A 13,679-nucleotide genomic window follows, 5' to 3' on the forward strand; every position below is an offset into this window, starting at 1 on the left:
CGTCAATCCGGTCCGCGCGCTTCTTTCCTTCCGATCTCCTGCCATGACCGCTCGTGACCTCTCCCCGTTCTTGCGCCGCCTCAACGACCATTGCGCCCACGCCCTCGCCGAGGCCGCGAGCCTGTGCGAAACGCGCGCCCACCGGGATATCGAAGTCGAGCACTGGCTGATCAAGCTGCTCGAACTGGGCGAAGGCGATCTGGTCGCGATCATGCGCCGCTATGACCTCGACGTCGATAGCATCTGGAATGGTCTGCTGAGCGCCATCGACCGCTTGCCACACGAGCTGCGCGGCAAACCGGGCCTATCCCATCGACTCGGACAACTGCTTGAAGCGGCGTGGATGAGCGCATCGCTCGAAGCGGGCGCCACGTCGATCCGCTCGGCGCATCTGTTGGCCGTACTTGCCGACGCGCCGCATCTGCTGCGTGCGCCGGATGCGTGGCCGCTGCTCTCCGTGTCCGCCGCGCAGATCGAGCGCCTGAGGCCGGAACTGGACAGGGTCTCGGTCGAAGCGCCAGCTGCCGTCGTGCACGCGGATGGAAACGTACCGTCCACGGCGGACACCAGCAGCAATGAACACTCAACTTCCTGCATGCGCACCGCCACGGATGCAACCGCTCCGTCCACGTCCACGCGTTCTTCCCCGGCGAAAGATTCACCGCGCGCAAACCTCCCCGAACGCCCTGGGACCGACGCATTGCAACGCTTCACCCTCGACATCACACAGAAAGCGCGCGAAGGCAGGATCGACCCCGTGTTCGGCCGCGAGGTGGAAATTCGGCAGATGGTCGACATTCTGGCCAGGCGGCGCAAAAACAATCCGATCCTCGTGGGCGAGCCTGGCGTCGGCAAGACCGCGTTAGTCGAAGGACTCGCGCTAAAGATTGCGGAAGGCGACGTGCCGGCGGTGATCCGCGATGTCAGCGTATTGACGCTCGATCTCGGTCTGCTGCAGGCCGGCGCAGGAGTCAAAGGCGAGTTCGAGCAACGCCTGAAAAATGTGATCGAAGCCGTCCAGCAGTCACCCACACCAATCCTGTTGTTTATCGACGAAGCGCACACGCTGATCGGTGCAGGCAACAGCGCCGGTGGCGCCGACGCCGCGAACCTGCTCAAGCCCGCGCTCGCGCGCGGCGAACTGCGTACGATCGCGGCGACCACATGGTCCGAATACAAGCAGTACTTCGAACGCGACGCCGCGCTCGAGCGCCGCTTCCAGATGGTCAAGGTCGACGAACCCGACGACGACAACGCCTGCCTGATGTTGCGCGGCGTGAAGGAACGATACGCACTGCATCACGGCGTGCATATCACCGACGCGGCAGTGGCCGCAGCCGTGCGGCTATCGCGCCGCTATCTGACCGGCCGCCAGTTGCCGGACAAGGCGGTCGACCTGCTAGACACCGCAGCGGCACGCGTGAGCATCAGCGCTGACGCGACCCCGGTGGTGATTTCGGCACGTCTCGCCGAGCGCGCCGCGCTCGAAGTGGAATGTGCGGCGTTAATCGACGACCAAGGCGTAACCGCCGCTGAGGTCGGTGAACGGTTGAGCGCCATCGAAACCCGCCTCGCCCCACTCGCCGGCGAACTCGATGCACTGGAAGCGGCGTTCGCCGAACAGAAAAACGCCGCTGCCGCGCTGCAGATGCTGCGGCAACAATGGCACGCCGCAGCGGACGAATCCATCCGCCGCGATCTACAGCAATCGATCCGCGCCGCACATGAAATGCTGGCGAAACACGGCACCGACGCGCTGATTCACGCGGAAGTGGACGAAGCCGCGATCGCGCGCGTCATCGCCGACTGGACGGGCGTACCGGTCGGCAGTCTGCTCGAAGACGAACTCGCCACCCTGCTCGACCTGGAGACAAGACTCTCGCGGGTCGTGGTTGGTCAGGATGACGCCCTCGCCGCACTTGGCAAGAGCCTGCGCGCCGCCAAGGCCGGTCTCAAATCCGATGAGGCGCCGCTTGGCGTGTTCCTGCTGGTCGGGCCGTCGGGCGTCGGCAAAACCGAAACAGCCCGTGCGCTAGCCGACCTGATGTTCGGCGGCGAGCGAGCGCTGATAACGATCAACCTGTCTGAATACCAGGAAGCCCACACGGTATCGCAACTGAAAGGCTCTCCGCCGGGATACGTCGGATATGGACAGGGCGGCGTACTCACTGAAGCCGTACGGCAACGCCCGTATAGCGTGATCCTGCTCGACGAGGTCGAGAAGGCCCATCGCGATGTGCTGAACCTGTTTTATCAGGTGTTCGACCGTGGCTTCATGCGCGACGGCGAAGGCCGTATCATCGACTTCCGCAACACGGTGATCCTGATGACGTCGAATCTCGGTAGCGAACAGATCACGGCGGCCAAAGATGCTGTCGCCGAAGCCGGCGGCGATCTGAGCACCGGCATGTTGATGGAAGCAATCCGCCCGCTGCTGGTGGAGCACTTCCAGCCGGCGCTGCTCGCGCGCTTCCAGACGGTCGTGTACCGGCCGCTGTCGGACGCGGCGCTGGCGTCAATTGTGCGAATGAAACTCGACAAGGTGGCACGGCGCATCGAGCGTCGTTTCGGCGTGCCGCTCGTCTGCAACGATGCGCTGGTAAATGAACTCGTGCACGCGTGCCAGTTGCCCGACTCCGGTGCGCGCAACATCGATAGCCTGCTGGATCAGCAGATCCTGCCGGTGCTCTCCCGAGAACTGCTGGTGCGAATCGCAGGACATCGTCTGCCAGGCGCAGCATCTGGCGGGAAGCTCACCCGGGCGATTCGGCTGTCGTTCTCGGATGACGACGGCATCGCCGTGGAGTTCGACGACGCAGCGGAAGCACTGACATGACGCGAGGAGGACCCGGGCTATTCGAGTTGGTGACCGGGCACTTCGCAAACGGCACGGTCGTCGACGACTTCGATGCGCAAACACAGACCTTCTTCTCCGTGCAGGACAACATCCAGCGTATCCTGAACAGCCGCCGCAATGGACTCGCACACTTACCCGATTACGGACTCGACGATCTGTCGGAGATCTATCGGCATCTGCCATCGTCGGCGCACAAGCTCAAACATGCAATCGAAGTGACGCTGTTGAAATACGAGCCGCGCCTTGAATCGATCGCGATCGATATTGAGGATACCGAACCCGGCATGCTGCTGAGCTTCACGTTGAGTTGCCAGTTGCATCAGAGCGGACTGGTGCGCTTTGGCACGCACTTCACACCGGACGGGCAGACACGACTCAAGATGCTGCAGGCAGAACGCGATCGCGACTGACGTTGTGGGACCACAGGCAGTGCACAGGCGGTGGTATGGCGAAGCGCTCCGTCAACTCGACTTGCGCGTGCTTCCCGTCAATGAAAGATCGGTAAGGCGAGATATCCCTTGATGACGATCGCATTGGCAATGTCGATAAAGAACGCGCCCACCATCGGCACGACCAGGAACGCCAGATGTGAGTGCCCGAAGCGGTTCGTGACCGCCTGCATGTTGGCAATCGCGGTGGGCGTCGCACCAAGCCCGAAGCCACAGTGGCCGGTGGCGAGAACAACGGCGTCATAGTTGCCGCCCATCACGCGGAAGGTCACGAAGGTCGCGTAAATCGCCATAAATGCAGTTTGCGCGACGAGAATGGAAATGACCGGCAACGCCAGCGTTGCCAGATCCCACAGTTTCAGGGTCATCAACGCCATGGCGAGGAACAATGCGAGGCTGACGTTACCGAGTAGCGCAACGGCATGTTGAGCCACTGGCTTGCCCAACAGCGCAAGCCCATTGCTGAGCAGCACGCCAACGAACAGCACGCAGACAAACGTCGGCAATTTGAAGGCCGTGCCGGCCAACACGTCCGAGAGCGTCGAACCGACGGCCAGACTGATCGTGATCAGCGCCAACGTGGCGATAAATGCAGCGGGCGTGGTAGGTTGCTCTGCTTTGGGCTCTTCGAAGGCAAGCGTAGATTCGGCCGCCGCTCCCGTTGATTCCTGGTCGGGTTTCGCCACGCGGCGCATCAGCAGACGTGCCACCGGACCGCCTAATATGCCGCCCATCACGAGACCGAACGTCGCGCACGCGATGGCGGCTTCGGTGGCCGATTGCAGGCCGTGATGTTCAGCGAATACCTTGCTCCAGGCGGCACCCGTACCGTGCCCGCCCGACAGCGTGATCGAACCGCCCAGCAAGCCGAACAGCGGATCGATGCCGAGCGCATAAGTGAGTCCAATCCCGACTGCGTTCTGCAGAATCAGAAAGCCAACTACTACCCCCAGAAATCGCAGCAGCAGCGGGCCACCCTGTTTGAGGCTTGCGAGATTGGCATTCAGGCCGATGGTGGCGAAGAAGGCTAGCATCATCGGCGTTTGCAGGGCGGTATCGAAGCGAACTTCAACCTGACCTGCGACGCGCACGACCAGCAGCACAATCGCAACGACAAGACCGCCGGCGACCGGTTCCGGAATCGTGTAAGTGCGCAACACAGGAATCCATGCAACAAGGCGGTTGCCGAGCAGCAGGACCAGTGAAGCCGCAACGAGGGTGCCGTAGATGCCGATGCTCATGATTAGCCTCGTGAACCAAGGAGTAAGGTAGCAGCGTGTTGCCGACACCCAATCAGGCGTACATCGTTCGATGCCAGGCATTGGCGAACGTGAACATCCGGGCGATGGCTGGGCGGTGTGCCTTCATCGTCGCGAATGCAGTGCTCAAAGAGATGCGCGGTGGGTTAGAAGGTCAGCGCATCACAGCGGACTCTATCTTGAACATTCCGGGTCCGCGATGCAAGGGGCGCGTTGCACGCCGATTGCCCGACATCCTTGCTGCCGGGTTATGCACGAGGGCCGACGGTTACTTCCCTGAACGAAGCGTGACGCGGGAAGACAGCAACCGCGTCGCCGTTCGGAACGGATTTACCTCATCAACCTAACTCGCCACCAAAGCGAGTACTCGAAGCGGACTGCCTGAGCCATTCTTTATCTTAAGCGGAGCCGAAACGATAATCGCGCCGACCGGAGGCAGGAGATCAAGGTTGGTCAAGCATTGAAGGCCGTAGCGATTTGCGCCGTGCATCAACGTATGGCACGGATAAGGAATCGGCCAGGCATAAGCCTGCCCCGCATCGGTGTTGATTGTCTCCACGCCAAAACCATGAACATCGCGTTCGTGAATCATCCACTCCACCGCTTCCTGCGTGGGACCTGGCGTGTGTGCCCCATCGTCTCTCAGACCTAGAAATTCAGCCGGATCGGTGCGCTTTGACCAGTCAGTGCGGAAAAGAACCCACGCGCCCGCGGGTATACGGCCGTGCTGCTCTTCCCACCTCCTTAGATAGTCGGAAGTCAGCAGCCAGTCTGGATTCCCAACGACCTCCGCGCTTGCATCAACTACCACCGCCGGCGCCACGAAGTTGCGTGCATCGATCGTATCGACCGCGTTGCGCGGATGATCCTTTCCAGTTACCCAGTGCACAGGCGCATCGAAATGCGTTCCCGTATGCTCCCCACATGAGAAATTATTCCAATACCAGCCCGGCCCCTTCTCGTCATAGTGGCTAATCGTTTCCATCTTGAACGCCCACACCTGCCCGAACTGCGGAGGGAGCTGAAGCGCGGGAAACTCGGGTGACAGCGTCTGTGTGAGGTCGACCACTCGCACATCGCCGAGAGCGAGGCCGGAAGCTAGTTCACTAAGAGCGGAATGCATCGGTTAATCTCCTTGGCTGAGAAGCTATTACACGCATACGGAGCAAGCGCCTCGCTCGTTCCGGTCGCACTTATGCAAGAGCGTAACGGCGCAGCGCTTCGCGCAGCCGGTTGCCGTGTTCATCGGCGAGAGCGGCGTCGCGCAATTCGCGCAGCGTGGCAGGCGCAATTCTCGCGCCCGCCTTGGCGACTGCCGCCATCACCGTCTGGTAGTTCTTCAGGCCACGCGCGTGCGTATCGCTATAGCCCTTCACGAGACGTTGGCACTGCGCGACCTCGATAGCAAGCGCCGGATTCAGCTTCGCTGTCTCGATGATTCGCGCCAGCCAGTCTTCAATGCGTGCGTTCTCGAGCTGGTAGCGCAGCGTGCTGCGGCGCATGCCGCGAAGACGCGAAACCGCATACAGCGTCAGATAGCCGCGCAACGAACTCGTTGTCACAACGCGTCCCGACCGTGTGAACCGTCGCACCAAGCGATGCACCCAATGCGGCTGAGCGAGCCAACGGCCAAGCGCAGCCGGCAGCGTTTCGCAGATTTCCTCGATGCGCGGGTGCATGAACTCGTTGATCGCGAGCAACTGGTTCTCGTCGGCGCGCACTTCGCCGCGCACCCGTTCGAAGCGCGAGCCGCGCGTCTTGAGATCCGCGACACGGATGGTGTCTTCGTACGACATCCACAGCGCGAGATAACGTGCGGTTTCGCGCAGCAGTGTCGCGTCGTCGACGGGCAGCGCATGGCGTAGTTCGGAGAGACGGTCCAGATAGAACGCCGCGTAACTGGTGTCCTGATAGTCGATCAGGCGCCGCACCCCTTCGATCGCGAAGGTCTGCGCCTCGGGCGGCAATTCGGCCCGCACGCGTGCGAGCAGTTTCACGGCCACCGGATGGCTGGGTGTAGCCGGCGCTACAACCTCGGCTTTCGCACCTTCCGTTGCTTCATCAGCCCCACCACGAAGATAGGCCAGGTCAAACGCGCGCAAGCTCGGCTTCACACCGACACCACCACGTTCGATCGTTTCCTCGAACTGCTTGCGGCTAAACGGCAGCACGCCCGTTCCGGCCAGCGCGCCAAAAAGCACCGCGCTGATCACACTGCCAGTCGTCTCGGCGGCCTCTGCCATGTCGAAGCGTACGAAGCGCTTTGCCGCCTGCCTCGCGTGAGCGATCAACGTATCGCTATCGACACGTCCATCGCCCATTGCGGCCTTTTCGCCGATCGAATAGACGCGGTGCGTGGACGTCACCAGCGTCGTCCGATCCGATGTTACAAGACCACGCTGCACCGCGCGTCCAGCCTCCATCAGCTCAGACGCGAGTACGACGTCGACGTCTCCGGGCAGCGGCATGAGCGCGAGTACCGGCGTGCGGCTGTTCGAATCGGCCACCTCGCGCGGGAACAGTTCGACATAGTAGATCGTCGCGCCGGTCCGTTGCGCGACGCCCGGCACCGACGTGGTCTGCGCGTAGTAACCGTTGTGCTCACCGAGATTGACGATCCAGTCGGCCAGCACCCCACCGCCTTCGCCACCCATGGCGAGAACTGCAATCTTGATGGGCTGAGCGTTGCTCATCTATTTCCTTTCTGAATCAGAACGCGAGGCGTGCGCGACGCTGGGCATCACGACGTTGCAACCAGCCGATCACCGCATTGCGGACTCCTTGGCGCAGCTTGTCGACGCGCGTCGGATTGCTGACGATCTGCGCACGATAGAACGACGGACACAGGACAGCCGCATGCGATACCTCGCCGCATAGCCCGCAACCGACGCAACTGTCGAGCACGCTCGCAACCGGATCCGTACGTAGCGGATCGGGATTCGGTTTGATCGACAGCGATGGGCAGCCGGATAAGCGGATGCACGAGTGGTCGCCAGTGCAGGTGTCCGAGTCGACACCGAAGCGCTCGCGCACCACGCGCTCGCCCGCGGCAATCGCCTTGCGGGTTTTCGGTTTTTCGCGACGCTGCTTGTTGAGCATGCATTCGCTCTGCGCGATCAGTACCTTCGGCCCCTTCGTGCTAGTGGTGAGCGCTTCCTTCAGCGTCGCCATCATCGTCTTCAGGTCGTAAGTACGACGCACCGTCTTTACCCACTTCACGCCGACCCCGCGTACCGCCTGTTCGATCTCGTGACCCGTGCTGCGTGTCGGATTGAGTGCTGTCGACGACAGAATGTCCTGGCCGCCTGTAGCCGACGTGTAGCTGTTGTCGACCACGATCGTCAAATTGTCGCTCCGGTTGAACACCGCGTTCGCGATACCGCTCGTGAGCCCGTTATGCCAGAAGCCGCCGTCTCCCATCACGGAGATTGCGCGCTTGTCAGCGCTCGCATTGAGCGCGGAAGCACTCGCGCTGCCGAGGCCATAGCCCATGGTCGTCGCGCCAAGGTTGAACGGCGGCAGAATCGAAAACAGGTGGCAACCGATGTCGGCACTCACATGATGCGCACCGAGTTCACGTTCGACGAGCTTCATCGCCGTGAAGATCGGCCGCTCCGGACAGCCGGTGCAGAATCCGGGTGGACGCGCGTGCACATTGGCGTCAAGCGCCGAGACGGGATCGAGCAGAGTGAGCTCAGCTTCTACCGGTTCAGCGGGCTCTGCCATCGCGGAAGATGTGGGAGAGACAGCCAATACCGGAATAACTTTTCGGGGAACAGGTTGCGGTTCGAGCACGCCATAGCGCTCGAAGAATGCGCGCAAGCCCTTGAGCACGGTAGCGGTGTTGTACTCACCAGCAAGCGGCAACATATCCTTGCCGTGCAACGCCACGGTCGAACCGACCTGCCGCAAAATCGAACTCGCATTTTGCTCGACGAAGTTCGGCTGACCTTCTTCGATCACCAGCACGGCACGCTTGCCTGTGCAAAAGCGCTCCCATTCCGAATCGATGAGCGGATACGCAACGTTCATCACATACAAAGGGATTTTCGAATCGCCGTACACGTCGGCGAGGCCGAGGCGTTCCAGCGCGCGCATAACTGTGTTGTAGCTGCCGCCCTGCATCGCGATGCCGATCTCGCCAGCATCGGTCGAGAAGACCTCGTTGATTTTCCGCTCTTCGATGAACTTGACTGCGGCCGGCCAGCGCTCATGAATCTTCTCGCGCTCATGCATGAAGCTCGCGGGCGGCAGCACGATACGGTCGACGTCGCGGCTCGGGTTTTCGAGCGCATCCTTGATCGAGAACGCCGCGCGGCGATTGTCCGAGGCAATGAACTGGCCATGCACATGGCAAGCGCGGATGCGCAGTTGCAACATGACCGGCGTATGGCTCGCCTCCGACAAATCAAAACCGTCTTTCACCGCCTGCACGATGCAAGGCAAGTTCGGCCGTGGGTCCAGCAACCAGATCTGCGACTTCATCGCGAACGCGTGACTGCGTTCCTGCATGATCGACGAACCTTCGCCGTAGTCTTCGCCGACGATGATGAGCGCGCCGCCCGTCACGCCACCCGACGCCAGGTTCGCGAGCGCGTCGGAGGCGACGTTCGTGCCGACGGTCGCCTTGAAGGTCACGGCCCCGCGTAAAGGATAGTTAACCGACGCGGCCAGCGACGCAGCAGCTGTGGCCTCGCTCGCACTATTCTCGAAACGGATGCCGTGATCGCTGAGGATATCCTGCGCGTCAGCCAGCACGTCCATCAGGTGTGAAATGGGCGCCCCCTGATACCCACCCACATACGCGACTCCGGATTCCAGCAGCGCCTTGGTCACGGCCAGGATGCCCTCGCCGCTGAATAGTTCGCCCGCACCCAGACGCAGCTTCTTCACCTCTTCGACAAACGACCGCTCAGCCATGGCGTCTCTCTACCTTCCAGATTTATGCAATGCAGATGCCCGCGAGGACTTTCAGCGCAATCCGTCATATGCCGGTCAATCCAGACTCATGGATGGGTCGACACTGAGGCACGCCTTTCATTGCAGCCCAGTATAGGTGGCAGCGGAAAATCAGCCCAATCAATCAAATTCGAACCGTGCATAAAATCGTTTATGACGGCCGTGTGCGATCAATCTTCGTGAAGGCTATCGATAATCACCGAGCGGAGCCAGCGATTGCCCTCCTCCGACTCGAATGCATCATGCCAATGCACGGTAACTTCAACTTCCGGAATCTGGACTGGGAGCGGATAGATAACAAACTCGCCACGCTCGTTGAACAGGCGCGCCACCCGCAGCGGCAGCGTGACCATCCATTCCGTGCGCCGGATGATCTGCGGGACAACCGTGAAGTGAGGCACGCGCAACGCTATTCTCCGGTGCAAACCTTCCGCCTGCAGCAGATGTTCTATGTTGCGATGGCTGCTCTCACTCGATCCAACAGAGATGTGTGACAGGGAAAGAAATTTCTCGCGGGAGATCTGTCTGGCAGGCAGGCCTGTGCGCTTGCGCGTCATGCAAACATACGGCTCATGAAACAGCAGCGCGTATTGCGTCGTCAGCTTGAGGGCCGGCATATTGCCGACTGCAAAATCCAGTTGCCCGAGCCTGAGCCTTTCTTCAGCGTCAGCGATGGGAATCTGCTGCACCGAGAGCCTGACGGACGGTGCGGTTTGCTGAAGCTTGGTGCATAGGATCGGCAGAAAAACCTGCTCGCCGACGTCGGACATCGAGAGATGAAATTCCCGGCTGCTGGCAGCCGGGTCAAAGCGGTCTCCATGACGGAATACTTCACGAAGCGAAGAGATCGCCCGATTAACAGGTGCAGACAGCTCCGTTGCGGTTGGGGTGGGTAGCATCTCTCCGGTGGTGCGCACAAAGAGCGGATCGTCGAAGAGTGAGCGAAGCCGCCCGAGCGAGTAACTGACCGCGGGTTGTGACAGACCCAGCCGCTGCCCGGCGCGCGTCAGGCTGCGCTCCTCCAGAATTGCCTGAAAGACACGCAGGAGGTTCAGGTCAACGTCGTTGAAGTCCACCACAATGGATTCCTTACTCTTAAAGATCACCGGCGTGATCATTACGCGCCCGTACTTCTTGTGAATGCATGGGGCGGTCCCTGATCAGGAACTGTCTGAAATGAAAATGGCGACCTGGGGTGCGCCGGACTCATGTCATCTGCGCCAATGCGGAACGGCAGCGCAAACCATTATTGTAGACGCGCCAAGTGATGGTGGGGTCGTATGATCGGGCGACGAGAGCGCTATTAACAAACAGACGCCTGGCGAGTCGCGGCTCTGGCCGCGCTGTTTTTTTCATTGTCAGCTGACCTCGAAGCGCAGGCCAGCTTCGTGCTCATTCAACCGAAGATATGCGCTCGGTCGTGGTTACCGCTAGAGCGGATACCGTCCCATCCGAAACTCAGAATTTCTTTCGAATCCCGATTCGCAATGCCACCTGGTTAGCCGAGTTTGATGCCGCCAGCACGGGAGCGAGATCGGCAACCGCGCCGCCTCCCGCTCGCATGTAGGTCGCGCTCGCGTAGACATCGGTCGACTTCGACAGGAAATAGTCCGCGCTGGCGTCCGCCTCGTGGTAGTGCGGGGCTTGCCCGGTTGCGGACACATTGCCTTCGGTATAGCTATACGCGACGCCGAGCTGCAAGGCGGGGGTGATCATATAGCTGCCCACGATTTCAGCGATGTTGAAGGTCACGTGCCCACCGATCTTGGCACCCAGACTGGGGTCGAGATTACCGAACTGTGTGTGGGTCCAGTCCGCCGTGATGCGCGCGGGTCCCATCCCATAGGACGCCGCGACACCGAACACCTTATAACTGCCTGCCGCGAGACCGTAGTTGCCGTCCACTGTGTTCCCGGCGGTCCAGACGCCGTCCGGCACTGCCGTAGCTGGATGATCGATCGACGTATACGCGCCGACGAGCTGAAGGTTGCCGGTCGCGTATTGCAGCGCAAACGACTTCGCGCTGTTGCTCGCGAAGTTACCCGGTGCGCCGCCGAAACTATAGATACCGACACCTGTAAGACCCGCGAAGGTCGGCGATACGTACTTGACCGCGTTTTGCAGACGAAAGTCGATGCCGTTGTTGTCGAGATCCCCCGGGTGCGGGAACAGTATCCCGCCGGGCAAGGTTCCGTTGGCCGACAGCGCGCCGATGTAGTCGCCAATCGCCTCACCCTGACGGCCGAGCGTCAGCGTACCGTAACGGTCGTTCGACAGCCCCACGTAAGCGAGGCGGCCGAACTCGCGTCCGCCCTGGCTGAGCGCGCCATTGTTGACGTTAAAGCCGTTCTCCAGCCGGAACAGCGCGAAAGTGCCGCCGCCGAGGTCCTCGACGCCTTTCATCCCCCACCGATTGCCTTGCGAGATACTGCCCTGCATTTGCCATGCGCTGTGGCCGCCCTGATTGCTGGACCAGGTGAGACCATCGTCAATGATGCCGTAGATGGTGACGCTACTCTGCGCATGTGCCACCTGACAAATTGATAGGATACCGAATGAATAGGCAAGCATTTTTTTCATGAATTCTCCAATTCCCTGTGAGCGTTTTTTAGGGTGGTGTAACCGAACGGCTAGTAACGCCGCGCCGCGTCGCGAAAGCCGCCACACGGCGACATGTCAATCCCGTCGGGCGACGATCCGGTGTTGTGCATCCAGTGCGAGACTCACTACATCGCCGATCTCCACAGGAGAGTCGAGACGCGCGATGACAATCGGTCCCGCTTCAGTGGCAACGCTCGCCAGGTGGATGTCACCGCCGTTATCCGCACCCACTCGGCGCCGGACGGCAGTCGCCGCCGTCACGGTGCCGCCCTCTGCCTCGAACGCAGACCATTCAGCGCCTCCACAAGACGGGCACAGGTAGCGCGCTGGAAATAGCGTGGTGTCGCAGTGCGTACAGCGGAAAACGTTTATGCTCATTGCGCGCCTCGATCGAAAGCTTCAAGCACCACCGCATTCGCACACATACCGTAGCGATACTCGACCATGCCGTAGCCACTGACGAGCGCCCGCCGGGCACCCGCTACCTGACGCCCACCTGCCTCGCCGCGCAACTGTGTGAGGGCTTCGACAAGCCCGTGCATTCCACCAGCCGCGCCGGCCTGCCCTGCCGAAAGTTGTCCACCCGACGTATTGACCGGCAACTCCTCCGACACAATGCGCGCAAGCAGCGCACGCATGTCGCCGTCCGGCGCGAAACCTAGATCAGCCAGCTGAACGAGTACCATCACCGGATAATCGTCGTACACGGACACGAGATCCATGTCGGCAGGCGTCAAGCCCGCGTCGCGCCACAAGGCCGGGGCAAGTGCGGCAAGCGACGTCTGCAATCCGTCGCCCATCTGGTGGTCGGGGTTATAGCTGCAGCGCAGCGCACGCACCGCGACCTGCCGGTCGTGCTTCGAGAGATCGGCTCGCGCGAGAACGATCGCGTTCGCGCCACTGACGACCGGCACGCAGTCGAAGCGTCCGAGCGGTTCCGCTACAAGCGGGGCGTCCAGGTACGCCTCGACGGTCAGCGGCGCACGATAGACGGCTTGCGGGTTGCGCGACGCCCATGCCCGCTGCGCAACGCACAGCGTGCCGTAATCCGCGCGCGACAGATCGTAACGTTGCGCATGCAACTGCGTCATCATGGCGAACAGCGCGTTCGGCCCACCGCTTTCGAGAGGCCGCAGCCAGGTGCGCGTCGTCAGGTTGTAATGGTCGACGAGTTGCTTGAAATCCGCCGGCTCGAAGCGATCCCCCGATACGAGCACGATCACGTTGGCGTCGCCGCACTGGATCGCGCGCACCGCATGTTGCAGCAGGTTGATCGCGCTGGCGCCGCCGTGACAGTCGTCCATGCACCAGCGTGGCGAGAGTCCAAGGCGCCAGGCAATGTCGATTGCGTGATCCGGAGCAAGGGTGAACGATGCAACCCCCAGCCCGTCTACTTCATGGGCGGCAAAGCCTGACTGCGCCAGCGCCGATGAGAACGCCTGCGCCAGCAGATCGCCTGTCGTGCCTTCTGGGGCCTGGCGGCGATACGGAACTTCCACTCCGCCGCAAATCAATACCCCCGCATGGTCGCGTGACTGCATGATCGATCTCCCC

The 13,679-nt window shown here is 61.4% G+C and carries 10 protein-coding genes; 2 read left to right on the forward strand and 8 right to left on the reverse strand.

Going from position 1 to position 13,679, the window contains the following annotated elements; translation table 11 throughout:
• Positions 1–43: 43 nt before the first annotated feature.
• Together tssH and tssE are read left to right on the forward strand one after the other, a co-directional pair.
• On the forward strand, positions 44–2,836 hold the full coding sequence (gene tssH / locus R8871_RS12065) for a type VI secretion system ATPase TssH (RefSeq protein ID WP_175050649.1): 2,793 nt from the start codon (positions 44–46) through the stop codon (positions 2,834–2,836).
• Positions 2,833–3,267, forward strand: coding sequence for a type VI secretion system baseplate subunit TssE (gene tssE, locus R8871_RS12070; protein ID WP_093641465.1), 435 nt, complete (start codon positions 2,833–2,835; stop codon positions 3,265–3,267). The genes tssH and tssE overlap by 4 nt, the downstream gene beginning before the upstream one ends.
• 77 nt (positions 3,268–3,344) lie before the next feature.
• Here tssE and gltS read toward each other — a convergent pair whose 3' ends face one another.
• The 8 genes from gltS to R8871_RS12110 form a co-directional block, all read right to left on the reverse strand.
• Positions 3,345–4,547, reverse strand: a complete 1,203-nt coding sequence (gene gltS, locus R8871_RS12075; RefSeq protein ID WP_175050650.1) for a sodium/glutamate symporter — start codon at positions 4,545–4,547, stop codon at positions 3,345–3,347.
• Between the two features lie 361 nt (positions 4,548–4,908).
• Positions 4,909–5,688: a cyclase family protein gene (locus R8871_RS12080; protein WP_175050651.1), complete on the reverse strand. Its 780-nt coding sequence runs from the start codon at positions 5,686–5,688 to the stop codon at positions 4,909–4,911.
• Between the two features lie 70 nt (positions 5,689–5,758).
• On the reverse strand, positions 5,759–7,258 hold the full coding sequence (locus R8871_RS12085; protein ID WP_175050652.1) for an indolepyruvate oxidoreductase subunit beta family protein: 1,500 nt from the start codon (positions 7,256–7,258) through the stop codon (positions 5,759–5,761).
• Positions 7,259–7,274: 16 nt separating this feature from the next.
• Positions 7,275–9,485 carry a thiamine pyrophosphate-dependent enzyme gene (locus tag R8871_RS12090; RefSeq protein WP_175050653.1) on the reverse strand — a complete coding sequence of 737 codons (2,211 nt, stop codon included), beginning with the start codon at positions 9,483–9,485 and terminating at the stop codon, positions 7,275–7,277.
• A 209-nt stretch (positions 9,486–9,694) separates the two neighbouring features.
• Positions 9,695–10,603, reverse strand: a complete 909-nt coding sequence (locus R8871_RS12095) for a LysR family transcriptional regulator (RefSeq protein ID WP_175050732.1) — start codon at positions 10,601–10,603, stop codon at positions 9,695–9,697.
• Positions 10,604–10,982: 379 nt separating this feature from the next.
• On the reverse strand, positions 10,983–12,104 hold the full coding sequence (locus R8871_RS12100) for a porin (protein ID WP_246287540.1): 1,122 nt from the start codon (positions 12,102–12,104) through the stop codon (positions 10,983–10,985).
• A 96-nt stretch (positions 12,105–12,200) separates the two neighbouring features.
• Positions 12,201–12,503, reverse strand: coding sequence for a Zn-ribbon domain-containing OB-fold protein (locus tag R8871_RS12105; protein WP_175050654.1), 303 nt, complete (start codon positions 12,501–12,503; stop codon positions 12,201–12,203).
• The gene (locus tag R8871_RS12110) at positions 12,500–13,666 is read right to left on the reverse strand and encodes a thiolase family protein (RefSeq protein WP_175050655.1); all 1,167 of its coding nucleotides are present in this window, start codon (positions 13,664–13,666) and stop codon (positions 12,500–12,502) included. The genes R8871_RS12105 and R8871_RS12110 overlap by 4 nt, the downstream gene beginning before the upstream one ends.
• Positions 13,667–13,679: the final 13 nt, after the last annotated feature.

The organism is Paraburkholderia sediminicola (assembly GCF_902859805.1).
Lineage (GTDB): Bacteria > Pseudomonadota > Gammaproteobacteria > Burkholderiales > Burkholderiaceae > Paraburkholderia > Paraburkholderia sediminicola.

Coding starts and splice junctions, on each gene's coding strand:
- tssH (WP_175050649.1), top strand. CDS start 44: ATGACCGCTCGTGACCTCTCCCCGTTCTTGCGCCGCCTCAACGACCAT.
- tssE (WP_093641465.1), top strand. CDS start 2,833: ATGACGCGAGGAGGACCCGGGCTATTCGAGTTGGTGACCGGGCACTTC.
- gltS (WP_175050650.1), bottom strand. CDS start 4,547: ATGAGCATCGGCATCTACGGCACCCTCGTTGCGGCTTCACTGGTCCTG.
- R8871_RS12080 (WP_175050651.1), bottom strand. CDS start 5,688: ATGCATTCCGCTCTTAGTGAACTAGCTTCCGGCCTCGCTCTCGGCGAT.
- R8871_RS12085 (WP_175050652.1), bottom strand. CDS start 7,258: ATGAGCAACGCTCAGCCCATCAAGATTGCAGTTCTCGCCATGGGTGGC.
- R8871_RS12090 (WP_175050653.1), bottom strand. CDS start 9,485: ATGGCTGAGCGGTCGTTTGTCGAAGAGGTGAAGAAGCTGCGTCTGGGT.
- R8871_RS12100 (WP_246287540.1), bottom strand. CDS start 12,104: ATGAAAAAAATGCTTGCCTATTCATTCGGTATCCTATCAATTTGTCAG.
- R8871_RS12105 (WP_175050654.1), bottom strand. CDS start 12,503: ATGAGCATAAACGTTTTCCGCTGTACGCACTGCGACACCACGCTATTT.
- R8871_RS12110 (WP_175050655.1), bottom strand. CDS start 13,666: ATGCAGTCACGCGACCATGCGGGGGTATTGATTTGCGGCGGAGTGGAA.